This window comes from Mycobacterium sp. ENV421, assembly GCF_002887815.1.
Taxonomy (GTDB): Bacteria; Actinomycetota; Actinomycetes; order Mycobacteriales; family Mycobacteriaceae; genus Mycobacterium.
Map to the genome: position 1 here is coordinate 169,258 of NZ_PDHO01000009.1, position 23,908 is coordinate 193,165.

Sequence of the window (23,908 nt, forward strand, 5' to 3'; positions counted from 1 at the left end):
GCTATCGTGAGCGTTGCTGCAGCGGCTGCTCCTCAATGGGGGCGAATTCCTACCCCCAAAGAGTTAGCCGCAGTTGCGGAGCCGTCTCGGGGGCGAATCACGCTGAGCGCCTCAGTCCACCGCACACGGTCGGCGGACCCCGCTCAGATTTGCTGCGAACCGGGTGTCACCGGGCTTGGGAGCCCCCCGGCAGGCGAACCACCTGCACGAAGAATTCGTCGATCTGGCGGACCGCGCTCATGAACTGATCGAGGTCGACCGGTTTGGTGACATAGGCGTTGGCGTGCAGCTTGTAGCTGCGCAGGATGTCCTCTTCGGCCGACGAGGTGGTGAGCACGACCACCGGGATGGTGCTGAGGTCGTCGTCGGACTTGATTTTCTCCAGCAGCTGACGCCCGTCATATTTGGGTAGGTTCAGGTCGAGCAGGATGAGGTCCGGCCGGGGGGCATCGGCGAACGGGCCGCGCCGGTACAGATAATCCAGGCCTTCCTCCCCGTCGTGCACCACATGCAGGGTGTTCTTGAGCTTGTTGTGCTCGAACGCCTCCCGGGTGATCAGTTCGTCTCCGGGGTCGTCCTCGATGAGCAGGACGTCGATGGCGCGAGTGCTGTCGCTCATGAAGCGGTTCCTTCCAGTTGCAAGGCTTGTGTTGCTTGTGCGATAGGGGCGGGCAGGGTGAAGCGGAACCGGGTCCCGCCGTCGTAGGCGGTGTCGATCGCGATGGTGCCGCCGTGGTGTTCGACGATCTTCTTGACCAGGGCCAGGCCTATTCCGGTGCCCGCGTAGGCATCCCGGCCATGCAGGCGCTGGAAGATCACGAATACTTTGTCGACGAATTCGTCGGCGATTCCGATTCCATTGTCGGAGAAGGTGAATACCCACTGTCCATCGTCTTCCCCGGTACCGGTTTCGGAGGTGATGGTGATGCGCGGGGCAACGCCGTCGCGGCGGAACTTCACCGCATTGCTGACCAGGTTCTGCCACAACATGGTCAGCAGTGTCGGGTCGCCCGTCACGGTGGGCAACGGGCCGGAACGGGTGATCTCGGCACCGGTTTCCTCGATCGCCGTCGCCACATTGGCGATCGCCGCGTCCAGCACCGTATCAAGGTTCACGTCGACCTGAGTGGAGTGCAGCCGGCCGACCCGCGAGAACGTCAACAGGTCGTTGATCAGAACCTGCATCCGCTTGGCGCCGTCGACGGCGAAATCGATGTACTGGTGGCCACGTTCGTCGAGCTGGTCGCCGTAGCGCTTCTCCAGCAGCTGGCAGAACGACGCGACCTTGCGCAGCGGTTCCTGCAGATCGTGCGACGCGACGTAGGCGAACTGCTCAAGCTCGGCGTTGGAGCGTCGCAGCTCGGCGGCCTGCTCGTCCAGTTGTGCGCGCGCGTCGCTGGACGCCTGGAGTTCTTCGACGATGCGGCGTCGCATGTCCTCGACGTCGGCGGCGATCGAACGAATATCCTTGGGGCCCTCCGGAACGATCCGCTCGTCGAAGCTTCCGTTGGTGATCCGCCGGCAGGCTGATGCCAACGCCTCCATGGGCCGGGTGACCGCATTGCGAACCAGGATCGTGATCGCCACACCGGTGATCAGGAATGCGGCGATCACGACGGCGGAGGCGCGGTCGCGCCACGCTCGTGCGGTATCGCGCTCGTGTACCGCTTCGGTGCGAACGGCGGCGAGATGGCTGTTCTGGGCGTCGAAAAGCGCTCGCAGGGAGTCGAATTTCGACTTACCGGCCTCCGCATTCGTTCTCGTCAACACGCTCGGTGAGCCCGGTGTGACGCTGGCGATCACAGGATCCGCGTACTCATTGCGCCAGGCCGCGGCCGCGTTCTCGATGGCGTCTAGGTCCGCAAGTAACTCCGGCCGCCCAGCCAGGTCACTCCGAATAGACTGCGCCGCAGCCTGTTCGGTTCGCTGACCGTCGGAGTAGGGCGCCAGGAATTGCGTGTCGGCGGCGATGACGTAGCCGCGGACCGCTGTCTCCTGATCGCGTAACGCGGCCTGCAGCTGATACGCGGCGACCCGCGCGGGTTGGATCTCTTCGATCAGCTGCCTGCTCGTCTCATCGGTTCGGTTGAGTAGCACCGCGGCGACCAGTGCGCCGCCGAACACCACGACGCCGAGCGCCAACAGCACGACGCTGAGCCAGCCCCGCACCGTCATACCGGACAGCCGGGTGCCTGCGACCTCTTTCATCGGCGGGTCCGCTCAACGCGCAGCACGGCGATGTCGTCGGTCATGCCCCCGTGCGATGCGGCGCGTGCTTCGGCGCCTTCGATGAGACCCGCCACGAATTCGGGGCCGGGAAGGTCCGCGATCGAGCGGGCGAGTTCGAGCAGACCCTCTTCACCGAGTCGCTTCTCGCCGATACCCGAATGCCCCTCGAACAGGCCATCGGTGAGCAGTACCAGCCCGTGGCCGTCGGGCAGTTCCAATTCGTTCAGCGGCCACTGCTGTGCGCCCAGACCCAGAGCTGGTCCGGCCGGCGGTTCGATCCATTCGACGGTGCCCGGCCCGTGCAGCAGCATTCCCGGGTGACCGGCGCGGACGGCGGTGAAGCCTCGCGAGTCGGGCCACATCGCGATGCTGAGCACAGTCGCGAAGATCCCGGTGCCGGCGCGCTCGGCGCGCAGGACCTGCTCGAGGCGGCGCATCCGGTCATTGCCGCGGAGGCCCGCGAACGTCAATGCCCGCCAGGCGATGCGCAGGGCCGCACCCAGCGCAGCTTCGTCGGGGCCGTGGCCTGCCACGTCGCCGACCATGACGTGCACGGTCCCGTCCGGGGTCTGCACCATGTCGTAGAAGTCGCCACCCAGCAGCGCGTTCTCCCGGCTGGGCCGGTACTGCATGACGATCTCGACGCCCGGGTCGTCGTCGAGCAGTGGCAGCGGCAGTAATGCGCGCTCCAGACGGGCGTTCTCCTGGGCGCGCATCTGGCTGGTGTGCAGGTCGACGGCGGTCAGCTCGGTGCGCTTGCGTTCGATGGCGTACAGCACCGACCGGTGCAGAGTCTCAGGTTCGACGTGGCCCTTGACGAGGTAGTCCTGGGCGCCGGACGCCATCGCCGACATGCCGAAGTGCTGGTCGTTGAGGCCGGTGAGCACGACGATCGGCAGCGCCGCGTCCAGCTTGGCCACCCGGTCCACGGCGGCCACACCATTGGCGTCGGGCAGGTTGAGATCCAGCAGGACGCAATCGGGGCGATGGACGGCCAGCTTCTCCTGGGCGATCGCCATCGATGCGGCCCACTCCACGCTGATATCGGCGCCGGCTTCGGAGATCAGTTCCTCGACCAGGATGGCGTCGCCCTCGTCGTCCTCGATCAGCAGCAACGAAATCGGTCGCTTTGTGGCACCGGCAAAACCGGCAGGATTCAGCACCTGTGGGTCATAGGGTGCGCGCATGAAAGATCAGATCCTTAAGTTCAGATCGGCCGCGCTTTGACCTAGGTAATCGTTAGACAACATATCGACCCTACCGGCTGACTCCCGTCGTACCCAAGCCTGGTAGGACGCGACGCAGGTCAACGGCGTGCCGAGCCGGTCAGCGATTGGCCGTGAGCGCCCTGCAGCAGGCAAATTACCGTGCTGGGATAAGGATTGTCCGACGTCCGGTCCTGCTCGGAGTCGATCAGGTAGCTGGTGGTGTACGGCCCTGCCGCGGCAGCGGCGCCGGTGTAGCGCTCAAAGCCGGTCGCGCAATCGCGGGTGGCGACATCGTCGAGGGCGGCGTTCACCGGGATCGGCACACGCAGGTACGTCTCGGCGAGATGGGGTTGGCCACAGTCGACGACGGTGACCTGGACGATGGCGGGATCGGCGGGCGGCGGGTCGGCCAGACAGTCACCGGCCTTGAGGTCCACCCACTTCACTGCCCGGGCTTGCGCCGCCGGTTCGGCCGGCTGGGCGGCATGCGTCGAGGTGGGCAGGGTCGTCGTGGTGGGCGCTGAGGGGATGTTGGCCCGTCCAGCGCAGCCGGCGGCCGCGGTGATCGCAACGCCGATCACCATGCCCCACGCCCTGCTGCGCATCACCCACTGTTTACCGCAGCGCGCCCGGCGGGTACCGGCTTTGCATCATGACAATCACCAAGTTGACCGCCAAGGCGGCGCTGGCGAGCGTCGCGTTCGCCGTGACGTTGATGGCGGGAGCGGGCTTTGCCGCGGCCGCCCCACCAGGGCCTCCGGGCCCACCCGGGCCACCGGGCCCGCCCGTACCGGCGCCCTGGGGTCCACCAGGCCCTGGTGTGAACGCCGGTCCGCCGGGCAACCCGTTGCCACCGGGCCAGGGTTACCAGCCCCCGCCGGGACACCGCGGCGATTACGACAATGTCGTGCCCGTCTGGGCTCCGCCTGCGCCGCCACCCCCGCCGTGGGCGCCGTGGCTGCCGGTGGTCTGGAACGCGGATCTCCCGGCCTGGGGCGTGTGGTGGAACGGCGGCTTCATCGCGCTGTAGCGGATCTAGAAACTGCTCTCACGACCCCGCACGAATGCGGCCAGCGCGGGGTCGTCGGAGGTGAATCGGTCGACCTCTTCGCCGCCGTCGCACCGGTACAGCGCCACCGTCACCGAATGAGCGTGACGGTCGATCACTGCCCAGTGTGCACCGGCGTCCTCCCACCGCTGTAGGACCGCCACCGGGTCGTCGCAGTCACTCATGGCCACCATCATGGCTCGTGGGAGGATGCACGGATGCGACTCGGGTTGCACGCCCTGGGTATCGGCGCAGGCGCCGAGCCCGAGGTGATCCGAGCGGTGGCCGCAGCGGCCGAGCGCCATGGATTCGCGACTCTGTGGGCCGGCGAGCATGTCGTGATGGTCGACAAGTCGGACTCGGAGTATCCGTACTCCGACGACGGCAAGATCGCTGTGCCCGCCGACGCGGACTGGATCGACCCGATGATCGGATTGGCCTTCGCCGCGTCGGCCACGACGACAATCGGGCTCTGCACCGGCGTCCTGTTGTTGCCCGAGCACAATCCGGTGATCGTGGCCAAACAGGCGGCCAGCCTGGACAAGATCAGCGGCGGCCGATTCTCGCTCGGCATCGGAATCGGTTGGTCGCGTGAGGAATTCGATGCTCTCGGAGTTCCCTTCGAACGGCGCGCCGCCCGCACCGCCGACTATGTTGCTGCCATGCGCACTATCTGGCGCGACGATATTGCTTCGTACGCAGGAGAATTCGTCGACTTCGACGCGATCAGGGTGAACCCGAAACCGCGACAGCGGCGCATCCCGGTCCTGTGCGGCGGCAACAGTGATGCTGCGCTGCGCAGGGTCGCACGGTGGGCGGACGGCTGGTACGGCTTCAATCTTCACCCCGACGACGTCGCGGCCCGGGTGTCGATGCTGCGTGAGATGTGTGGGCACGCCGGGCGTGACCCTGGTGAGCTGCGACTGGCGGTAGCGCTGCGCGATTCGAGGCCGTCAGACGTCGGGCGTCTGGCAGAGTTGGGTGTCGACGAGCTGGTTCTGGTCGCCTCGCCGCCGCAGGATCCGGCTGCCGTCGCCGACTGGGTGGCTGACCTAGCCGCGGATTGGCAGTGAGGGAGCGCGGTGAATCACTGGACTGCAGTCGCGGTTGCGGCGGTGTTCGTCTGGCTGGGGATGGTGCTCGCCATTTCATTCCTCGAGGCGCCGCTGAAATTCCGGGCCCCCGGCGTCACGATTCCGCTCGGCCTGGGTATCGGCCGGCTTGTGTTTCGGGCTCTCAACATCTGCGAAGCGGTGCTGGCGGTGGTCGTCGCCGTCGCGTTGGTGGTCGGTAGCCCCGGTCCGGGTGTCGTCGTGGGGGTGCTGGTGGCCGCCTCAGCGTTGGTCATTCAAGTGGCCGGCGTGCGTCCCGCGCTGACGCGGCGCTCGGATGCCGTCCTGGCCGACGCCGGCCAGGCCGAGAGCGGACGGTCGCGCGCGCACTACGTCTATGTCGTGTTGGAAGTCGTCAAGGTGGCGGCGCTGCTGTCCAGTGGCGTTCTGCTGCTCAACTTTTGATAGAGGAAGCTGATGGAGGAATCATGGAATCGATCTCGCTGAACCAGCTCGCCGACGAACAGCTCACCGCGGCCCGCTCGTCGAACAGCGGCCGGGCCGCGCACACCGTGCACGGCGGCCACGATCACCAGCTGCGGCAGACGCTGATCGCCCTGGCCAGTGGCCATCAACTCAGTGAGCACCACACGCCGGGCGAGACGACGTTGCAGGTGCTTCGCGGCCATGTCCGGCTGGCCACCCCCGACGACGCCTGGGAAGGCCAGGCAGGTGACCTGCTGGTGGTCCCGCGGGATCGGCACGGCTTGCAGGCCCTCGACGACTCGGTGATCCTGCTGACGGTGCTGGCCGACAGCTGAGTGGTCAGTACCGGTAGTCGGCCAGATCGGTGGCGCCCTGGCGGATGTCGCCGTCGAGCAGCAACAGTGCCGGAACCATCTCGGAGGTGACCAATCCGTGGCGGCCGGTCACGTCGTCGATGAGGTCGAAGCATTGGGCGATGACCTCCGGGGTGTCGACGACGATGGTGGTCACCGGCACCTGGCGGCCGTACTGAATCAGCTTGTCGCCGTGGGGTTTATGGTCTCCGTGGAAGCCCCAGATGCCGCGTAGGACGGTGGCGCCGGCCGCGGTGTTGGATTCCCACAGCCGTCGCACCAGTTCCCGGTGGACGGGGACGCCGTCGTGATGGGTGGATGCGTCGGTGTGGATCGTCAGCTTCTGGCGTAGTTCGCGGCCGTGCGCGTCCACGGCAGGCAGAGCCGGCGGACGGGCCAGCAGCTGGCCGTCGCGTTTGAGGATCTGTACGCGTTCCACCGTCACCAGCGGCTGATCCATCAGTCCTTCGAGTTCGGGCAGAGCGCGCCGCGCCTGTTCAGCGGTGCCGATCGCGACGATCATGATCGGCACGTCGGTGTTGCCGCTGAAAAAGCGGGCGCGGCGCCGCCGGCCGTCCGCGGTGCCGTCCACGCCGAGGAACACCGTCGCGCCGGCGAAACGGTGGCGGTGCAGCAGATCGCACACCGCGTAGAAGGCGGCCGCGCCGTTGATCCGGCGCCGTCGGCCGACGTAGATCGTGAGCTTGACCCCGTCGTCTCCGTCGGGCAGCTCACCGCTATAGAGCCGGGCCCGCTCCAGGGTGATCAAGCCGCGCTTGGTCATGGCGATGACATCGTCGATCAGCCCGCCGATGGTCTCCGCGGTGTCAACGGCGGCCACCGCGATCGGCGGATCCTCGGACAGCGTCAGGGATTGGTCGCTGCGGATCACGTGCCGCGGGCCGAAGCTGGCGATGCCGCGCAGCATCACGCTTTCGGCGACCTGGCGGTGCGCGTACAGGTCGAGCATCGCCTCGGCCAGGAAGCGGGAACCGGCACGCTGGCGCTCGCCGAAGAACGCAGTCAGCTTGAGATAGGTGTCGTTCACAGCAGCCCCGCAATCCACTGGCCGAGCATCGCCGCGGCGACACCCAGGATGACGCTGACGACGAGATTGGCTATCGCGAGCCAGAGCTGGCGTTCCTCGGTGAGCCGTTGCGTCTCCAGCATCCAGGTCGAGAACGTGGTGTACGCCCCGACGAAGGCGGTGCCGGCCAGCAGCGCGACGTGCTGGCTGAGGGTGAGCCCGCTGACGAAGCCGAGAAGCACCGCGCCGGTGACGTTGACCGCCAGGGTGCCGAAGGGGAACGACCGTGCCGCCCGGCGCGCGACCGCGCGATCGACCATGAACCGGGCCACCGAGCCGAGCCCGCCGATCAGCATCACGCCGGCCCAGATCGCGACGGTCACGCGCGGATCCTGACCCGGCGGACCAGCGCTGTCGCAACGTAGACGGCCAGCAGTCCCGCGACGATGCTGACCGTGCTGTAGGCGGCCGCGAGGCCGTAGTGGTGGTGCTCGATCATCTTCAGGGTCTCGGCCTGCATGGTCGAAAAGGTTGTCAGCCCACCGCAGAGGCCGGTGCCCAGTAGTGGTCGGCGGTAACTCGACAACGGGAGTCGTTCGAGCAGGCGGGTGGTGAAGTAACCGAGCAGGAACGCGCCCACGATGTTGACCCCGAATGTCGCCCACGGCCAGCGCGCCGGGTCGTCGGCGAAGACCGTGGCGAGGATGGCCCTCGCGAGGGTTCCCACCGCGCCGCCGACGAAAACGGCCGCCAGTTCCCGGTTGTCATGACCGAACACGGGCAATCCCCTTAACCGTCGATGAATCCGCGAGCAAGTATCACCCTAGGGAAGGCAGAATTGGCGCCATGGCGGCTAACCCCCGCGCCGGTAAGCCGGCGCTCCCCGAAGACCTCGTCGATCTGCCCCATCTGGTCACCTCGTATTACGCGGTGAACCCCGACCCCGACGACATCGACCAGCAGGTGGTGTTCGGCACGTCGGGGCACCGCGGCTCCAGCCTGGACGGGGCGTTCAACGAGGCGCACATCCTGGCCACCACCCAGGCGATCGTCGAGTACCGCGCCGCGCAGGGCACCACCGGGCCGCTGTTCATCGGACGCGACACCCACGGGCTGTCCGAACCGGCCTGGGTGTCGGCGTTGGAGGTGCTCGCCGCCAATGACGTTGTGGCGATGATCGATTCGGCCGACCGCTATACCCCGACCCCGGCGGTCAGCCATGCCATCCTGACCTTCAATCGCGGACTGAGCTCGGGTCTGGCCGACGGTATCGTCGTCACACCGTCGCACAATCCGCCGCGTGACGGCGGGTTCAAGTACAACCCGCCCAACGGCGGTCCGGCCGACACGGATGCCACCGGGGCGATCGCCAAGCGTGCCAACGAGATTCTGCGCGGTGGTCTCAAAGAGGTGAAGCGGATGCCGCTTTCCCGGGCCCTGCACAGCGCGCAGCGCCATGACTACCTCGACGCCTACGTCGCCGATCTGCCCAACGTCGTCGACATCCACGCGATCCGCGCCGAGAAGATCCGCATCGGGGCCGACCCGTTGGGCGGGGCCAGCGTGGACTACTGGGCGGCCATCGCCGAACGCCACGATCTCGACCTCACCGTGGTCAACCCGTTGGTCGACGCGACGTGGCGGTTCATGACGCTCGACACCGACGGCAAGATCCGGATGGACTGCAGCTCGCCGAACGCGATGGCCTCGCTGATTGCCAGCCGGGACGCCTACCAAATCGCCACCGGCAATGACGCCGACTCCGACCGGCACGGCATCGTCACCCCGGATGCGGGGCTGATGAACCCCAACCACTACCTGGCCGTGGCGATCGACTACCTGTTCTCGCACCGGCCGGACTGGCCGGCCAGTGTGGCCGTCGGCAAGACGGCGGTCAGCTCGTCGATCATCGACCGGGTGGTGGCCGGGCTGGGCCGCAAGCTGCTCGAGGTGCCGGTGGGCTTCAAATGGTTTGTCGACGGATTGATCAGCGGCACAATCGGTTTCGGGGGCGAAGAGTCGGCAGGAGCGTCGTTCTTGCGCCGCGACGGCTCGGTGTGGACCACCGATAAGGACGGCATCATCCTGGCCCTGCTGGCGTCGGAGATCCAGGCGGTCACCGGGTCGTCGCCGTCACAGCGCTACGCCGAGCTGGCCGGCAAGTACGGTGCACCGGTCTATGCCCGCGTCGACGCCCCCGCCAACCGGGAGCAGAAAGCGCGGCTGGCCAAGCTGTCCCCGGAACAGGTCACCGCCACCGAACTGGCCGGTGAGCCGATCACTGCCAAGCTGACCACCGCGCCGGGCAACGGCGCGCCGCTGGGCGGGCTGAAGGTGACCACCGCCGACGGCTGGTTCGCCGCGCGGCCGTCGGGCACCGAGGACGTCTACAAGATCTACGCCGAGTCATTCAAGGGGCCTGAGCACCTGGCCGAGGTGCAGGAAGCGGCCCGTGAAGTGGTGAACTCAGTCATCTCGTGAGTTCGCGTGGACGCGTGCCCCGTGTCCCCGAGGGGATCGATGTTCGGCCGTGGAGCTGGTTGCGGTCTTGCGCGTGCCGGCCGTTGTGCTGGCGGTGGGCGTCGATGCGCCGCGACGAACTGCCAACGCTGAGTGACCCTTTCCCGTACCTGCCCGAGGGAGGTCGCGTCCGCCCAGGTTGTCGGACGTCGAGACGGCGGAGCGAGACTTCTGTGACGCTACGGGCGCCGACGTCGGATTGTTGTCTCCCGTGGCGGCCGCCGCTCCGCTGATGCCCGTGAACGGGTATTGAATCGCTCTCACCACATCTTGTGCGACCACGTCCAGGTACCGGGAAATTGCGTCGACCGGGTTGCGCGGGCCCCAGCCGATGAACGATGAGGCAAACCAGTACAACGGCGCGAGCACGGGCGCAGCGACGATGTCGACCGCCACGATTGCCCACAGCTCCACGAACGTGAATGTCTTCACCAGAGCCACCAGCACCAGACCCGCGGGGTTGACCGCAGTGGCCGTTGGTGACGCCGAAGAAACCGCGGCCAAGGTCACATCGCTGACACGCACCACGTGAACAGGCTCTGCGCGGGTTGTCACGGCCGGAGGTGCCGCCACCACACCTGCAATCAGCACGGCCGAAATCCCAAGAGCGCAAACCGATTGACGAGGTGCCATCCGCATAGGCGCGGACTTTATCAGGATTTTCTCAGGTTTCAGGCAGATCGATACGGCCCGCGCAACACCGCCGCGCTGCCGTCTCACCCGGTCACTACAGTCATAACGTGAGTTCTGTCGCGGAGGGTGACTGCTCCTCGGAAGCCGAGGCCACGCTCCCTCGGGAGGTCTGGGTTCTGATCGCCGCCAACGCGGTGATCGCCCTTGGTTATGGCGTGGTGGCGCCGGTGCTGCCGCAGTTCGCCCGCAACTTCGGCGTGAGCATCAGCGCCGCGACCTTCGTGATCACCGCGTTCGCGTTGATGCGGCTGTGCTTCGCCCCCGCGTCGGGCATGTTGGTGCAGAAGCTGGGGGAGCGCCGGATCTATGTCAGCGGTCTGCTGATCGTGGCCTTGTCGACCGGGGCCTGCGCGTTCGCGCACACCTACTGGCAGCTGTTGGTGTTCCGGGCGATGGGCGGAATCGGCTCGACGATGTTCTTCGTCTCCGCGCTGGGACTGATGATTCGGATCAGCCCGCACAACGCCCGCGGCCGGGTGGCGGGCATGTTCTCATCGGCGTTCCTGGTCGGCTCGGTAGCCGGCCCGCTGCTCGGCAGCCTGACCGCGGGTCTCGGCCTGGCGGCGCCGTTCCTTATCTATGGAGCCGCACTCTTGATCGCGGCGGCGGTGGTGTTCATCAACCTGCGGCACTCGCATCTGGCCGCCCCGGCACCCGCCGACGAACTGACGGTGACTCTCCGGGTGGCGCTGCGGCACCGGGCCTACCGGGCGGCGCTGCTGTCGAACTTCGCGACCGGGTGGTCGGCCTTCGGGCTGCGGGTGGCGCTGGTGCCCCTGTTCATCACCGAGGCGCTGCACCGCGGGCCGGGTGTCGCAGGCGCGGCACTGGCCACCTTCGCCGCCGGCAATGTCGCGGCGGTGATTCCGTCGGGGCGATTGTCGGACCGGACCGGTCGGCGACCGCTGCTGATCATCGGACTGGCGGCGTCCGGGTTGACGACGGCGGTGGTCGGGGCTGCGACGTCGCTGCCGGTATTTCTGATCGGCGCATTCATCGCCGGAGCGGGCACCGGCGTATTCACCGCGCCGCAGCAGGCAGCGGTGGCCGACATCATCGGCAAGGCTCGCGGTGGGACGGCGGTGGCGACATTCCAGATGATGTCGGATCTTGGGTCGATCGTCGGATCGCTTGGTGTGGGGGAGATCGCCCAGCACCTGTCGTTCGAGTGGGCATTCGCGGTCAGCGGCGCCATCCTGGTGTTGGCGTCGATCGGGTGGCTGCTGGCGCCGGAGACGCGGGACCGGCCGCCGTTGGAGCACACCCCACCCCGGCCGCTGGGGCCGGAGGCCGCCGGTGAGCTGCCGTAGCGCGGTGGCCTCAGTGAGATTGCACTGAGGCAGGAAAGCGCGAGTAGGCGTTTGCGTGAGTTCAATCTCGACGCCGTCTCGCCGCGTGGTGCCGGCCGCTGCCTGCTCTGAGCAGCGATTTTGAGGCGCGGGCGCCCGTGGTGTAACTTCGGTGGGCACACCTGGGGCTATGGCGCAGTTGGTAGCGCACCACACTGGCAGTGTGGGGGTCAGGGGTTCGAATCCCCTTAGCTCCACTTTTGGAAAACCCGCTCCGACTTCGGTCGGGGCGGGTTTCCTGGTTTTCGGTCGGATCGGGCCAGTCAAGATGTGACGACAATGGTGGCTTCGTTGATGAACGTGGGTTGATTTCGAGTTCCCCCACATCGAGGTGTTGGGACACGATGGTGTTCGGGTTGTCTGGCGCAGTGCCGTCGGCGCCACTTCCACGTCGCGGTTGAGATCGCCGAACTGGGACCAGCATCCCGCGTGTGCGCGGCTGACTGATAGTAATGCGAACTGACTGATTCAGTGTCTGCTATCTGACTGATTCAAGCCGTGCTAAATGTATGATCGACGCATGCGCTACGCCAGACGCATCATCGATGATGAACTGGATGAGCTCTTCGGGCAGATACCGGCCATCGCGATCGACGGCGCGAAGGCTGTGGGGAAGACGACGACAGCCGAGCAACGGGCCCTCGGCCTGCTGAGGCTCGACGGAAAGCCCAACCGTGAAGCGGTGCACGCTGACCCGAGTCTGCTGTTGCGTCGACCGCGACCGCTGCTTATCGACGAGTGGCAGAAGGTTCCAGAGGTATGGGATGTCGTGCGGCGTGCTGTCGATGACGACCCGACTGGCGGTCAGTTTTTACTTGCCGGCAGTGCTTCACCCCGTCCTGGGGCGACGGCTCATTCCGGCGCGGGACGGATTGGGCGGTTGCGCATGCGTCCGATGACGCTGTCGGAGCGGGGGATCGCCTCACCTACAGTGAGTCTCGCCGAACTGCTCACTGGCAGCGCGCTGCCGCTCGACGGGGTGACGGACGTTCGGCTGGTCGATTACGCGCATGAGATCGTCGCTTCGGGTTTCCCGGGCATGCGGAACCTCAGTGCCAGGGCCCTGAAGTTTCAGCTTGATTCATATCTGCGCAATGCCGTTGACCGAGATGTGCCGGAGCAAGGGCTCGCGGTTCGCAAGCCTGACGCGATGTTGGGGTGGCTGCGCGCCTACGCGGCAGCGACATCCACGACTGCCAGCTACTCTGCGATCCTTGACGCAGCCACCGGCGGAGTCAGTGACAAGCCGGCACGTTCAACGACTATCTCGTACCGAGATGTGCTCACCCAGCTATGGTTGCTGGACCGGGTGCCTGCTTGGGGTCCCGCGGGAAACCCGTTGGCGCGCTTGGCTCAATCGCCGAAGCATCACCTGGCCGATCCGGCGTTAGCGGCGCGTCTACTCGGCTTGTCCGTGGATGCGCTCCTCAACGGTGAAGGTAGGCCGATCGGGCCTCAGGCCGGTGGCATGCTCGGACATCTCTTCGAATCCCTGGTCACACTGTGTGTACGGGTTGCTGCCCAGGCCGTCGAGGCCACTGTGGGTCATCTCCGGACACGCAACGGCGACCACGAAATAGATCTGGTTTTGGTGCGCGACGACGGCAAAGTGCTCGCGGTCGAGGTGAAGCTGGCCGCCACGGTCGACGGTCGAGATATCGCGCACTTGCGCTGGCTGGCCGACCACCTCGGCGAGGACCTGCTCGACGCGGTAATCATCAATACCGGGCCCAACGCCTACCGTCGTCCCGACGGCATTGGAGTGGTTCCGCTGGCGCTACTTGGCCCGTAGCGGATCGAAACTCCGAAGCGTGTTCGATCAAGACCAGCCGACCGCAAAGCCGAGACGGCCGTTGGTTCTTTGCCGACCTGTGTGGAAGTCGCGCCCTGACGACAACGCTGACGACAGTGACGACTGCAAACGACGTGATCTACGGGCCGAATTGGCCATTGACTGCCTGGTCCTGGAGCCTGCCCGGTCCTGGCAGTGTGGGGGTCAGGGGTTCGAATCCCCTTAGCTCCACCAGGCACGACGTTCTAATTTTGCGGGCGCGCGGCACAGCCATTTGACGTGCGACAGTGTGGCGGCACCTCAGATTGTCTCGCGACTATCTCGTCCCTCCGGCGTCGGTCGGGCAATGTGGCACTCATGGTGTCGGTAGCCGCCGAGACATCCTTCTGGCTGCTCAGGCCGGGCGGCGAGCGACTACGAGGGTGAACGTGCCAACCACACTCGCGTGTAGATGCGGGCGAAACCTGCTGTCTTCAGCGTCGTCACAGCAGGGCTAGCTATGTTTAAGCTGTGTCGTCAAACCCAAGGTCCGCGCCACATGGTCAGATTCTGCCGCCCCGGAAAGAGTTCTGGGAGCGCTGGTCGACCCGGGTGGCGGTGGTCACCCTCCTGATCTCCGCGGTGATTGTGGTGGCGCTCGTGACAGATCCGTCGAGCGAACCCTGGTACAGCAAGACTTTCGAGGTCATCCAGGACCTCATCGCGCGAGCCCACCCCGGCGGCGTCACGTCCTAGCCAGCCTCGCAGGAATTCGTGAGGCGCCCAGCGACGGGTTGTTTGGGAGCTTGATCGCCACCGAGGATGAGGTGTCCTTCCGCCGATTTCGACGGTCCGGGAAACGCTAGATGCCGGTGAGCTATCGACACGACAGCCACAAGAGGCTGGCTCCGCCGGCCAGCACGCAATAGATGGCAAATGGTGTGAGCGTGCGTGTTTCGAAGTACCGGGTCAGAAACCGCACCGAGAAATAGGCGGCGGCGAAGGATGCCAAGCTGCCGGCCAATACCTGGCCATGTATCCCGGTGCCCAGCGGGCCGAACAGATCCGGGATCTTCAGGAGACCCGCGGCCAGGATGATCGGCGTGGCCAGTAGGAAGGAGAATCGTGCAGCCTCCTCGTGTGACAGCCCACGCCACATGCCTGCGACCATCGTGACACCCGAGCGGCTGATGCCGGGCAAGAGTGCCAGGATTTGCGCACAGCCGATGAGAACACCTTGAGCCAGGGAAAGCCCGGCCAGGCGGTCGTCAACGGCGTTGCCCGTCGACCCGGTCAGTTCCTGGTGCTCGGCGTGCTCGGCAGACACCAGTACGGGCGTGCGGCGGCGCATCCGCTCTCCGCCGTACAGGATCAGCCCATTGAGGATCAAGAAGATCGCGGCGGGGACGGGTTTGCCCAGAGTCGTGCGAAACACGTGCTCGAGCGCCAGCCCGGACAGGCCCACCGGGATCGTCGCTAACACGATCAACCATGCCAACCGCTCGGCCGGGGTTTCGATCCGGCGATACCGCACGGACGTGACGAAACCTGAAACGATGTGCAGCCAGTCGCGCCAGAAGAACACCAGCAGCGCCGCCGCGGTGGCCACGTGCAGACCAACGATGAACGCCAGGTACGGCGATTCGTGCGACGAGACGTTGAGGTCGGCCGCCCACCGCCCGCCGACGAGTGCTGGCAGAAGCACCGAGTGGCCGAGGCTGGAGACCGGGAACAGTTCGGTGACACCCTGAAGCGCACCGACCAGCAGGGCTTCGACGTAACTCAGGTGCGAATTCACGGCGAGGGGTACCTTCGCGTGGTCATCGGGTCTGGTCGTGTGGGTAGTGCACGGCGGCACGCTACCCCGCTGACGGTCGTGGAGCCAACGCTTCTCAGCGATCTCTCAACAGCGGTGGTTCGGAGGATCCATCACCGGCCTACGCGGTGGCCGGTGCACCACCGTGACTTGTGGTTGACCGAGCTGCTTGTGCGTCACGTATTGGGGCTGCCCTGGCAGCCAAGCGATTTAGAGCATGGTTGCCCGTGCTGCTCGGCGGTCACGCGGGCGGGCGCGGGAGCAATTGGACTCGGATACGCCCGGAGCGCCCTGCGTCGGTGACTCTCAGCGTCGCCTCAGCGCCGAAGCGGCAGCCTCGAATGAGCAAAGCGGCTGCGATGGGAGATGAAATGGTCAGCACGCACGTCCGGAGACACGCCGCCGGGGTCGCGGCACTCGCCTCTTTCGTGCTGCTAAGTGGTTGTGCCGGTGCGCCATCGGGGCCGCCTGCGCGCGGGCCCAGTGCGGCAGTATCGGAGGTGAACCCTGCCGGGGACATTCCCGATACCCAGGCCTATGTCCCTTTCACTGTTCCGGCTGGAACTTTCACCGTGTCGGTGCCGGAAGGTTGGGCACGCAGCGCACAGGGCGATGCGACGGTATTCACGGACAAGACCAATATGGTGCGTCTGGAAACTGGGACGCAACCGAGCGCGCCCACCGTCGAATCGGTGACCACACAGGTACTTCCCGCACTTGCTGCTGCCACGCCCGGCTATCAGCCGGGTGTGGTCAGCGTCGTGCAGGCTAAGCCCGGTCCGGCGATCCTGGCCAGTTATAAAGCCACCGGGACACCGAACCCGGTGACCGGAAAGAGCGCGACCGACGAAGTGCAGCGCTATGAGTTCTGGCGCAACGGTCACACTGCCGTGATCACCCTGTCCGGGCCCGTTGGTGCGGACAACGTCGACCCGTGGAACACCATCATCAATTCCTTTGCGTGGCAATGATGAACCCGTGCGCGGCTCTGACTGCCCACGAGTTGTACCGGTTCTATCGCAGCGAGGACGAGGAAACACAGGCACTGCGCGGAGTGTCCCTATCGGTCGCCGGCGGGGAATTGGTCGCCGTCACCGGACCGTCGGGCTCGGGGAAATCTACCCTGCTGTCATGTCTGGCAGGCACCGACGACCCCGACGGTGGTTCTGTGCATATCGCCGGCGTGCGAATCAGTCATCGGCCCGAGCGTGCCCGATGCGCGATTCGAGCAAGCAGCATCGGGTTGCTGTTTCAATCGACGAATCTTTTTGAGCACCTGACCATTACGCAGAATCTGACACTCATCGGCGCACTGGCTAAGAATACGAACTCCCACCGAGTCGATGAACTGCTGACCGGATTGGGAATAGGCGCACGTGCGGGCGCATACCCGTCCCAGCTCTCCGGTGGCGAACTCGCGCGCGCCGGGCTCGGGGCGGCACTGGTCAACGATCCCGCGGTGCTGCTGGCCGATGAGCCGACTGGCGAGCTCGACAGCGTCACCGAGGCGGTGGTGCTGGACTTGCTGCGCCAGGCAGCCGACCGGGGTGCCGCTGTGGTGGTCGCCAGCCACAGCGTGGCGGTCACGGATGCCGCCGACCGAGTGATCCGCCTACGCGATGGGCGGATGGTCGGGTGACCATCGATGACCGCACCGACACCGACGTGGTGCATTGCGCAGATGTAAATCGGCTCTACGCAAGCGGTGTGGCGGCAGTGCGCGATGTCACCTGCCGCGTTCCGCCGGCCGCGCGCATTGCGCTGACCGGTCGTTCCGGGTCGGGCAAGTCGACCCTTCTGCACCTCATCGCGGGCCTCGACATCCCGACTAGCGGGACCGTGCGCTGGCCTGCGCTGAGCATTGGACAGTGCGGCAGGCCTGCCGGCGTCGGCGTCGTGTTTCAGGGAACAAGCCTCCTCGATGACCTTGATGTAGTCGAAAATGTCTGTCTACCAATGCTGTTCGAAGGAATCTCGGCTACCGATGCGCACCGGCGCGCGCACCTGGCGCTCGCGGAAGTCGACATTGCCGAGCTGGCCGACTGTCTGCCGGAGGACCTCTCCAGCGGTCAAGCTCAGCGCGTCGCGGTAGCTCGGGTGCTGGCGGGCCGGCCTCAACTGATCCTTGCCGACGAGCCGACCGGGCGTCTGGACCGCCGCACCGGCGAGCGCGTGATCACTGCGCTACTGGCCGCAGCTGACAGCACTGGTGCGGCAATCATCATCGCCACCCACGACGACGCAGTGGCGGCGCGTTTGACCAGTCGCTGGACCATGCGCGATGGGCGACTGGACTATGCATCGTGATCGGCCTGTGGACCTGCGGACTGTTGCGGCGACGCGGCGGTCGCCTGACATTCACCGCCATCGGAGTGGCCGTCGCGGTCGCATTGCTGGCCACCCTGGGCTCGTTCGTCGCCTCGGCGCAGGCCACCATGACCCATCGCGCCGCGGCCCGCAGTGTCGTCGATTGGCAGGTGCAGGTACAACCTCAGGCCGGCACCGGCGCTACCGTGCTCAACGAGGTGCGCTCGACACCCATCGTCCGCGCCGCGGTGACTGTCGATTACGCCCATAGCACGGGCTTGACAGCGAAGACCTCCGACACGGCGCAGGCTACGGGGCCCGGCCTGGTCCTCGGCGTTCCATCGGACTACTCGTCGCTTTTTCACGGGGTGATCCGGCCACTGGCGGGAGCCGACAGGGGAGTCCTCGTCGCCCAGCAGGCCGCTGCGAACCTTCACGTCAAGCCGGGTGACACGGTGCAGATTGGACGCGCAGGCCTGCAGCCCGTCGCCGTAGTCGTCAACGGAGTCATCGACCTGCCGACCGCCGATCAGCTGTTCCAGAACGTCGGTGCCCCGCCGGGTACGCAGTCGCCAGCGCCGCCGGACAACGTCGTGCTTGTTGGAAGGCCGCAGTGGCACGAAATATTCGATCCGCTGGCGGCCGCGCGACCGGATCTGGTGTTCACCCAGATCCATGCCTCCATTCAGCATGACCTGCCATCAGATCCTGGTGCCGCCTACCGTCAGGTGGCGGGGGCAGCGCATAATCTGGAGGCTCGCAGCGCCGGGGGTGCTGTGGTCGGCGACAATCTCGGCGCGACGCTGGCCGCAGCCCGCAGTGACGCTGCCTACGCGCAAATCCTGTTCCTATTCCTCGGAGCGCCCGCGGTTGTGCTCGCCGGAATGCTCACTGCGACGGTGGTGGCCGCCGGCGTCACCCGACGTCGGGGCGAGCAAGCCTTGCTGCGTGCCCGCGGGGCGACTACGCGACAACTGCTGCGCGTCGCCACGGCCGAAGCCGCAGTCGTCGGAGTGGGCGGGGCGGTCGTCGGACTGGGCGCCGCGGTCGCCGTCGGACATGGCGTATTCGGCACTGGTGGCACCTTGTGGTGGACGGTGGGTGCGGTGTTGGCAGGCATGCTCATCGCCGGTCTGGCCATGGTGTTGCCGGCCTGGCGCGACCTACGGCGAAGCCACGCACCGGCCGACCCGACCACCCATGCGCCCGCCGGTCTGCCGGCGTGGGCACGGTGGGGCCTGGACATCGTTGCCCTGGCGACGTGCGTGGCGGTGTTCTTAGCACTGCGCCACGCCGGCTACCAGCTGGTGCTGGCACCCGAAGGGACACCCACGATTTCGGTGTCGTACTGGGCCTTCGCCGCGCCCGCGCTGCTGTGGGTCGGCGCCGCGCTGCTGACCTGGCGGCTCGCCGATCTACTGATGGGCCGCGGCAAGCGACTGGTCGGCGCCGCGTTGCGGCCACTGGCCGGCCCGCTCGCGCCGGTCATCACGAACACCATCGCACGGCGACGGCGTTCCCTGGCGTCGGCGATGGTGCTGCTGGCTCTCGCCACGGCATTCGCGGGGTCGACCGCCGTCTTCAACGCGACCTACCGCACTCAAGCCGAGGTGGATGCACTGCTGACCAATGGCGCCGACGTGACGGTGACCGAACCCCCGGCATCCTCGGTGCCGGCACAGACCGCGTCCTCGCTGAGCGCAATTCCCGGTGTACGTGGGGTCGAACGGATCCAACACCGTTTCGCCTACATCGGTGCCGACCTTCAGGATCTCTTCGGAGTCAACCCCGACACGATCGGTAGTGTTACGGCCCTGCAGAACAACTACTTTCAAGGCGGTACCGCCAAGCGGCTACTCAGTCAGCTTGCTGCACAGCCTAATTCGATTCTGGTCAGCGCCGAAACTGTCAAGGACTACCAACTGCGTCCCGGCGACACAATAAATCTGCGACTCACCGACACCCAAAGCCATCAGCCTGTGATGGTGCCGTTTCGCTATATCGGCGTGGTCTCCGAATTCCCCACAGCGCCCAAGGACAGCTTCTTCGTCGCCAACAGCAGCTACGTCGCCGCACACACCGGAAGCGACGCCGTGGGAGCCTTTCTGATCGATACCGGTGGTCGCGACACCGGTGCGGTAGCCGCCCGGGTGCGGGCGCTGGTCGGAACCAGTGCCATCGTGACCGATATCGCGACTGTGCGCGGCACCGTCGGGTCCAGCCTCACCGCGGTCGACCTGGGCGGGTTGAGCCGCATCGAGCTTGGCTTCGGCCTGTTGCTGGCGGCAGCAGCTGCCGCATTGGTACTCGTGCTGCGCCTCGGCGAACGGCGGCGCAATTTTGCGATCGCAACCGCCCTGGGCGCCGGGCCACAGCGGCTCCGAGCCTTCGTGGTCGCGGATGCCGTGCTCGTGGCGGTAGTCGGTCTGGCGTGTGGGTCGGCCGTGATGTGGGCTGTCGCTGCAATGTTGGTCGCTCTGCTCAAAGGGGTGTTCGATCCACCACCGGAAGCCCTCGCGATCCCGTGGTGGTATCTCGGTGCCCTCGTCGCCGCGATCATGGTGACGATCGCAGCTACCGCCACCGTCGCGATCAAATCTGCGGGCCGAGCGCCCCTTGCGGCGTTGCGGGGCCTCTAACCGAGGAGTAGTGCGCCCGCTTTCAGCGTCCTCTCAGCGCGTTGGTGCGATGCTCGCCGCCCCGGACGGTTCAGCGGTGAGCGCCCGGATATCGAGCTACCCACCCGCTCGCTCGCTCGCGATCGGTAGGCGTGGCTCTGACGATTTCCACACACGGTGGCCACGGCTGCCAGTGCGGTCACGGCAAGGGTGACGGAGGAATATGAGGCTTATCGGTCGGTTGCTGGTGGCGGTGATCGCTGCTGTCGCGGCGTTGTTCGTCGGGACGGGCACGTCGCACGCAGGTTTGGACAATGAGCTGAGTCTGGTCGACGGCGGTGGCCGCACGATGACGATTCAGCAGTGGGACACCTTCCTCAACGGGGTGTTCCCGCTGGACCGCAACCGGCTGACTCGGGAGTGGTTCCACTCCGGCAAGGCTGTCTACAGCGTGGTCGGCCCGGGTGCCGATGAGTTCGCGGGCACCTTGGAGCTGGGTTACCAGGTGGGCTTCCCGTGGTCGCTGGGTGTGGGCATCAACTTCAGCTACACCACCCCCAACATCCTGCTCGACGACGTCAGTATCTCGCCGAGGAATTTCGCCCCGCTCAACCAGGTGATCACCCCGAACCTGTTCCCGGGTGTGTCGATCTCCGCTGACCTGGGCAACGGCCCCGGCATCCAGGAAGTCGCCACGTTCTCCGTCGACGTCTCGGGCCCCAACGGCTCGGTCGCGGTGGCCAACGCCCACGGCACCGTCACCGGTGCGGCCGGCGGCGTGCTGCTGCGCCCCTTCGCTCGCCTGATCTCCAAGGCCGGCGACAGCGTCACCACCTACGGCGAACCCTGGAACATGAATTGACACAATTCGGCCGCGACCCCTGCTCAGCGAATTCTCAGCGCACTCCTGGCATCGTGTGCAGTGTCGGAAATGACTCGGCGCGGCATCGCCGTCGCGCGACTGCACCCCGTTAGGTCCGCCGATGGAGGCCGGCGTGCCGCCGTGGAGATCCGTTGCGCTCTCGTTGACCCCGATGCGCGGATGCTCTAAACCTAGCGGCGGCGCGCCGGCCGTTCGGCATACTTGCACTACCGTTGCCATGACCCAGTAGAGGGGTGTCAGGGTGAAAATTCTGCTCGTCGAAGATGAACCCCACGTCGCGTCCAGCCTCAAACTGGGTTTAGGTGCAGAAGGATTCATGGTCGTCCATGCCGCAACCGGCACCGAGGGCCTGTGGCAGGCGACCGAGAACCGGTTCGACGTGGTCGTGTTGGACATCATGGTGCCCGAGCTGAGTGGCTACGAAGTGCTGCGTCGGCTGCGCGCTCGCGGCATATGGACGCCGATATTGATGTTGACCGCGAAGGACGGCGAATACGACCAAGCCGACGCCTTCGATCTGGGTGCCGACGACTACCTCGTCAAACCATTCTCATTCGTGGTTCTCGTCGCTCGGCTGCACGCCCTGGCTCGCCGCGGTGCGCCAGAACGACCGGTCGTCATGACGGCCGGCGATCTGACTCTCGACCCGGTTCGACATGTGGTGGCGCGAGACGGTACATCGATTGATCTGAGCCCCAGAGAGTTCAGTTTGTTGGCCTATCTGATGCGCAACAAAGACGCAGTCTGCACCAAGGCTGACATCCTGCACAATGTGTGGGATCCACACTACGAAGGCCCGGACAACATTGTCGAGGTATACGTCCGCTATGTGAGGCGAAAGATCGATATACCGTTCGGAGCCAACACTATTGAGACGATTCGCGGCGTGGGCTACCGGCTGGAATCTGGGATATTTGCAACGGGAAGCTGAACGTTGATGACAGTGCCCCCGCCTGGCCGGTCGGCGATGGTGATATCGCCGTGATGGGCGGCGACGATCTCGGCGACGATAGACAGGCCTAACCCGCTCCCGCCGCCGCCCCGCGACCGGGAAGTGTCCAGGCGGACGAATCTGTTGAACACCCGCTGACGATCAGCAGCCGGGATTCCCGGACCGTCGTCGGCCACGGTCAGGATTGCTTGGCCGCTGCGGGTGGCAACTGTCACGTCGATCGCTGAAACAGCATGGCGGGCAGCGTTGTCGAGCAGATTGCGCACTACTCGCGACAGCGCGGGACCGTCGCCCCATACCTCGACCGGAGTGGTGGCGACATGCACCGTATGCGTGCTGCTTCGCCTCAGCCGAACAACCTCGCCGGCGGCGATCTCGTCGAGGCGGGTCTGGTCGCGGTCAAATGCGAGGCCACGTTCATCAGCGCGTGCCAGAAGCAGCAGATCCTCGACCAGTGTGCGCATCCGTTGTGCCTCGGGAACTAAAGTGTCCCTGGCTAATTCGATGTCGAGAAATTCTGGATGAGCCACCGCCACGTCGAGTGCGGAGATGATCGCCGTCAAAGGACTGCGCAACTCGTGGGAGGCATCTCCCACAAACTGGCGCTGCGCCAGGTGGCCCGCTTCGATGCGATCGAGCATGTCGTTCATCGTCAGGGCAAGTGCCGAGATCTCGTCGCGGCCAGGTGGAACCGGCACGCGCTCGGCCAATTCCGAGGTGCTGATCGCTGCCACCCGGGCGCGCATGGCGTCCACAGAACTCAGAGATCGTCGCACCAAGCGATACGTCGCCCCAGCGGCGACGGCGACGACCACCGGCGCGGCCAGCAACAGCAGTATGACTGCGGTACGTACGGTGGTTTCGGCCGCGTCATCACCACCGCCGACCAGGACGACGAAGGAGCCCTTGGGGGTAGTGATCGATTGGGCGCTTATCCGCATGTCGCCGTCGGGGGAGGACGTCGGGGTCATCCCCGTCCGCAGGGTGGCGCTCACCTGTTGCAGAGGGATCAACGGGGTGTCGGAGACGCTGTCAGAGCGACGCAGAACGAGGCCGTCGCGACTGATGACCTGCACCGCATCGATGCGTTGGTCGGTCGCCAACAGTGGGTCGTCAAGATCAGCGGGCGTGTCCTCGATCAAGCCGGCAGAGACGTCTCGGACCCTCGCCGCGGCGGCTGCATCGACCCCGGCGATCAGCGAGCGATAAAAGACGCCGGTCAACGCCGCGCCGGTCAAGGTGTACGCGACAAAGACGACGGTTCCTGCGATAAAGGCAGATCGGGCCGCAATGCTCCAGTGCGGCAGTCGCAGACGAGACCCCAGCCGCGATAGTCCGGACCTTGACAAGGTTGCCTCGTTCACTCCTCTACTGTGCAGCAGTCTCGGGCAATCAGCGGCGCGACAAACTACCTGGCCTGCTCCCAGCTGATACTCATCACGCATCACAAGCGACTCCGCGCTGGGCCTCAGGGCGCCTCGAGCACCCGAGGAACACACCCCGGGTGGTGACCATCTTCAGATCGGCAGTGCGGGTGACGCCGAGCAACTCGATGACCGCCCGATCGGCAGACCGAGAAGGATGGTGAACCCGGCA

The 23,908-nt window shown here is 66.0% G+C and carries 25 protein-coding genes and 1 tRNA gene; 15 read left to right on the forward strand and 11 right to left on the reverse strand.

Going from position 1 to position 23,908, the window contains the following annotated elements:
• Nucleotides 1-166: 166 nt before the first annotated feature.
• The 4 genes from CRM90_RS13960 to CRM90_RS13975 form a co-directional block, all read right to left on the reverse strand.
• The gene (locus CRM90_RS13960; RefSeq protein ID WP_102807534.1) at nt 167-619 is read right to left on the reverse strand and encodes a response regulator; all 453 of its coding nucleotides are present in this window, start codon (nt 617-619) and stop codon (nt 167-169) included.
• A complete protein-coding gene (locus CRM90_RS13965) occupies nt 616-2,208 on the reverse strand; it encodes a sensor histidine kinase (RefSeq protein WP_102807535.1) in 1,593 nt (530 codons plus the stop codon). Before CRM90_RS13965 ends, CRM90_RS13960 begins: the two co-directional genes overlap by 4 nt.
• Nucleotides 2,205-3,416 carry a PP2C family protein-serine/threonine phosphatase gene (locus CRM90_RS13970; protein ID WP_102807536.1) on the reverse strand — a complete coding sequence of 404 codons (1,212 nt, stop codon included), beginning with the start codon at nt 3,414-3,416 and terminating at the stop codon, nt 2,205-2,207. The genes CRM90_RS13965 and CRM90_RS13970 overlap by 4 nt, the downstream gene beginning before the upstream one ends.
• 119 nt (nt 3,417-3,535) lie before the next feature.
• Entirely contained in the window at nt 3,536-4,042 is a 507-nt protein-coding gene (locus CRM90_RS13975; RefSeq protein ID WP_102807537.1) for a hypothetical protein, read from the reverse strand.
• Between the two features lie 47 nt (nt 4,043-4,089).
• On the opposite strand from CRM90_RS13975, the gene CRM90_RS30705 reads away from it, so the two are divergent.
• Nucleotides 4,090-4,467 carry a hypothetical protein gene (locus tag CRM90_RS30705; RefSeq protein WP_199189893.1) on the forward strand — a complete coding sequence of 126 codons (378 nt, stop codon included), beginning with the start codon at nt 4,090-4,092 and terminating at the stop codon, nt 4,465-4,467.
• A 5-nt stretch (nt 4,468-4,472) separates the two neighbouring features.
• On the opposite strand, the gene CRM90_RS13985 is transcribed toward CRM90_RS30705, so the two are convergent.
• Nucleotides 4,473-4,670, reverse strand: coding sequence for a hypothetical protein (locus tag CRM90_RS13985; protein WP_233209313.1), 198 nt, complete (start codon nt 4,668-4,670; stop codon nt 4,473-4,475).
• 33 nt (nt 4,671-4,703) lie between these two features.
• On the opposite strand from CRM90_RS13985, the gene CRM90_RS13990 reads away from it, so the two are divergent.
• From CRM90_RS13990 to CRM90_RS14000, 3 genes are read left to right on the forward strand one after another with little or no spacing between them, the layout of a single operon-like run.
• On the forward strand, nt 4,704-5,558 hold the full coding sequence (locus tag CRM90_RS13990) for an LLM class F420-dependent oxidoreductase (RefSeq protein ID WP_102807539.1): 855 nt from the start codon (nt 4,704-4,706) through the stop codon (nt 5,556-5,558).
• A 60-nt stretch (nt 5,559-5,618) separates the two neighbouring features.
• Nucleotides 5,619-6,002: a hypothetical protein gene (locus CRM90_RS13995; RefSeq protein ID WP_502693273.1), complete on the forward strand. Its 384-nt coding sequence runs from the start codon at nt 5,619-5,621 to the stop codon at nt 6,000-6,002.
• Between the two features lie 23 nt (nt 6,003-6,025).
• The gene (locus CRM90_RS14000; protein WP_102807541.1) at nt 6,026-6,358 is read left to right on the forward strand and encodes a cupin domain-containing protein; all 333 of its coding nucleotides are present in this window, start codon (nt 6,026-6,028) and stop codon (nt 6,356-6,358) included.
• 4 nt (nt 6,359-6,362) lie between these two features.
• On the opposite strand, the gene CRM90_RS14005 is transcribed toward CRM90_RS14000, so the two are convergent.
• From CRM90_RS14005 to crcB (CRM90_RS14015), 3 genes are read right to left on the reverse strand one after another with little or no spacing between them, the layout of a single operon-like run.
• Nucleotides 6,363-7,424 (reverse strand): DUF190 domain-containing protein, encoded by a 1,062-nt coding sequence (locus CRM90_RS14005; protein WP_102807542.1) that lies wholly within the window; start codon nt 7,422-7,424, stop codon nt 6,363-6,365.
• Nucleotides 7,421-7,759: a fluoride efflux transporter CrcB gene (crcB, locus tag CRM90_RS14010; protein WP_233209319.1), complete on the reverse strand. Its 339-nt coding sequence runs from the start codon at nt 7,757-7,759 to the stop codon at nt 7,421-7,423. Before crcB (CRM90_RS14010) ends, CRM90_RS14005 begins: the two co-directional genes overlap by 4 nt.
• 23 nt (nt 7,760-7,782) lie before the next feature.
• Nucleotides 7,783-8,181 carry a fluoride efflux transporter CrcB gene (gene crcB, locus CRM90_RS14015; protein WP_102807544.1) on the reverse strand — a complete coding sequence of 133 codons (399 nt, stop codon included), beginning with the start codon at nt 8,179-8,181 and terminating at the stop codon, nt 7,783-7,785.
• 68 nt (nt 8,182-8,249) lie between these two features.
• Here crcB (CRM90_RS14015) and pgm point away from each other — a divergent pair, with 68 nt between their 5' ends.
• Nucleotides 8,250-9,884, forward strand: a complete 1,635-nt coding sequence (gene pgm, locus CRM90_RS14020; RefSeq protein WP_102807545.1) for a phosphoglucomutase (alpha-D-glucose-1,6-bisphosphate-dependent) — start codon at nt 8,250-8,252, stop codon at nt 9,882-9,884.
• Here pgm and CRM90_RS30235 read toward each other — a convergent pair.
• On the reverse strand, nt 9,870-10,643 hold the full coding sequence (locus CRM90_RS30235; protein ID WP_142391370.1) for a hypothetical protein: 774 nt from the start codon (nt 10,641-10,643) through the stop codon (nt 9,870-9,872). The two genes, pgm and CRM90_RS30235, sit on opposite strands and share 15 nt — an antisense overlap.
• A 20-nt stretch (nt 10,644-10,663) precedes the next feature.
• On the opposite strand from CRM90_RS30235, the gene CRM90_RS14030 reads away from it, so the two are divergent.
• The 4 genes from CRM90_RS14030 (at nt 10,664) to CRM90_RS30240 (ending at nt 14,492) form a co-directional block, all read left to right on the forward strand.
• Nucleotides 10,664-11,926: an MFS transporter gene (locus tag CRM90_RS14030; RefSeq protein WP_102807547.1), complete on the forward strand. Its 1,263-nt coding sequence runs from the start codon at nt 10,664-10,666 to the stop codon at nt 11,924-11,926.
• Between the two features lie 163 nt (nt 11,927-12,089).
• Nucleotides 12,090-12,162, forward strand: a tRNA-Ala gene (locus tag CRM90_RS14035).
• Nucleotides 12,163-12,485: 323 nt separating this feature from the next.
• Complete coding sequence (locus CRM90_RS14040) at nt 12,486-13,757, forward strand: ATP-binding protein (RefSeq protein ID WP_102807548.1); 1,272 nt, start codon at nt 12,486-12,488, stop codon at nt 13,755-13,757.
• 510 nt (nt 13,758-14,267) lie between these two features.
• On the forward strand, nt 14,268-14,492 hold the full coding sequence (locus CRM90_RS30240; RefSeq protein WP_142391371.1) for a hypothetical protein: 225 nt from the start codon (nt 14,268-14,270) through the stop codon (nt 14,490-14,492).
• 121 nt (nt 14,493-14,613) lie between these two features.
• Here the strand turns inward: CRM90_RS30240 and CRM90_RS14045 are convergent, their stop codons facing one another.
• A complete protein-coding gene (locus tag CRM90_RS14045) occupies nt 14,614-15,534 on the reverse strand; it encodes an undecaprenyl-diphosphate phosphatase (protein WP_102807549.1) in 921 nt (306 codons plus the stop codon).
• A 518-nt stretch (nt 15,535-16,052) separates the two neighbouring features.
• Between CRM90_RS14045 and CRM90_RS14050 the strand changes: the two genes are divergently transcribed.
• The 6 genes from CRM90_RS14050 to CRM90_RS14075 all read left to right on the forward strand — a co-directional run bounded on the left by CRM90_RS14050 (nt 16,053) and on the right by CRM90_RS14075 (nt 22,291).
• Entirely contained in the window at nt 16,053-16,523 is a 471-nt protein-coding gene (locus tag CRM90_RS14050; RefSeq protein ID WP_199189894.1) for a hypothetical protein, read from the forward strand.
• Nucleotides 16,520-17,191: an ABC transporter ATP-binding protein gene (locus tag CRM90_RS14055; RefSeq protein ID WP_102807588.1), complete on the forward strand. Its 672-nt coding sequence runs from the start codon at nt 16,520-16,522 to the stop codon at nt 17,189-17,191. The genes CRM90_RS14050 and CRM90_RS14055 overlap by 4 nt, the downstream gene beginning before the upstream one ends.
• Nucleotides 17,188-17,859 carry an ABC transporter ATP-binding protein gene (locus CRM90_RS14060; protein WP_102807550.1) on the forward strand — a complete coding sequence of 224 codons (672 nt, stop codon included), beginning with the start codon at nt 17,188-17,190 and terminating at the stop codon, nt 17,857-17,859. The genes CRM90_RS14055 and CRM90_RS14060 overlap by 4 nt, the downstream gene beginning before the upstream one ends.
• Entirely contained in the window at nt 17,856-20,498 is a 2,643-nt protein-coding gene (locus CRM90_RS14065) for an FtsX-like permease family protein (RefSeq protein WP_102807551.1), read from the forward strand. Before CRM90_RS14060 ends, CRM90_RS14065 begins: the two co-directional genes overlap by 4 nt.
• Nucleotides 20,499-20,700: 202 nt before the next feature.
• Nucleotides 20,701-21,339, forward strand: a complete 639-nt coding sequence (gene mspA / locus CRM90_RS14070; protein ID WP_102807552.1) for a porin MspA — start codon at nt 20,701-20,703, stop codon at nt 21,337-21,339.
• A gap of 262 nt (nt 21,340-21,601) precedes the next feature.
• On the forward strand, nt 21,602-22,291 hold the full coding sequence (locus CRM90_RS14075; protein WP_102807553.1) for a response regulator transcription factor: 690 nt from the start codon (nt 21,602-21,604) through the stop codon (nt 22,289-22,291).
• Here the strand turns inward: CRM90_RS14075 and CRM90_RS14080 are convergent.
• On the reverse strand, nt 22,252-23,676 hold the full coding sequence (locus CRM90_RS14080) for a sensor histidine kinase (protein ID WP_502693269.1): 1,425 nt from the start codon (nt 23,674-23,676) through the stop codon (nt 22,252-22,254). The genes CRM90_RS14075 and CRM90_RS14080 overlap by 40 nt on opposite strands.
• Between the last annotated feature and the right edge of the window lie 232 nt (nt 23,677-23,908).

Coding starts and splice junctions, on each gene's coding strand:
- CRM90_RS13960 (WP_102807534.1), bottom strand. CDS start 619: ATGAGCGACAGCACTCGCGCCATCGACGTCCTGCTCATCGAGGACGAC.
- CRM90_RS13965 (WP_102807535.1), bottom strand. CDS start 2,208: ATGAAAGAGGTCGCAGGCACCCGGCTGTCCGGTATGACGGTGCGGGGC.
- CRM90_RS13970 (WP_102807536.1), bottom strand. CDS start 3,416: ATGCGCGCACCCTATGACCCACAGGTGCTGAATCCTGCCGGTTTTGCC.
- CRM90_RS13975 (WP_102807537.1), bottom strand. CDS start 4,042: ATGCGCAGCAGGGCGTGGGGCATGGTGATCGGCGTTGCGATCACCGCG.
- CRM90_RS30705 (WP_199189893.1), top strand. CDS start 4,090: ATGACAATCACCAAGTTGACCGCCAAGGCGGCGCTGGCGAGCGTCGCG.
- CRM90_RS13985 (WP_233209313.1), bottom strand. CDS start 4,670: ATGAGTGACTGCGACGACCCGGTGGCGGTCCTACAGCGGTGGGAGGAC.
- CRM90_RS13990 (WP_102807539.1), top strand. CDS start 4,704: ATGCGACTCGGGTTGCACGCCCTGGGTATCGGCGCAGGCGCCGAGCCC.
- CRM90_RS13995 (WP_502693273.1), top strand. CDS start 5,619: ATGGTGCTCGCCATTTCATTCCTCGAGGCGCCGCTGAAATTCCGGGCC.
- CRM90_RS14000 (WP_102807541.1), top strand. CDS start 6,026: ATGGAATCGATCTCGCTGAACCAGCTCGCCGACGAACAGCTCACCGCG.
- crcB (WP_233209319.1), bottom strand. CDS start 7,759: ATGCTGATCGGCGGGCTCGGCTCGGTGGCCCGGTTCATGGTCGATCGC.
- pgm (WP_102807545.1), top strand. CDS start 8,250: ATGGCGGCTAACCCCCGCGCCGGTAAGCCGGCGCTCCCCGAAGACCTC.
- CRM90_RS14040 (WP_102807548.1), top strand. CDS start 12,486: ATGCGCTACGCCAGACGCATCATCGATGATGAACTGGATGAGCTCTTC.
- CRM90_RS14055 (WP_102807588.1), top strand. CDS start 16,520: ATGATGAACCCGTGCGCGGCTCTGACTGCCCACGAGTTGTACCGGTTC.
- mspA (WP_102807552.1), top strand. CDS start 20,701: ATGAGGCTTATCGGTCGGTTGCTGGTGGCGGTGATCGCTGCTGTCGCG.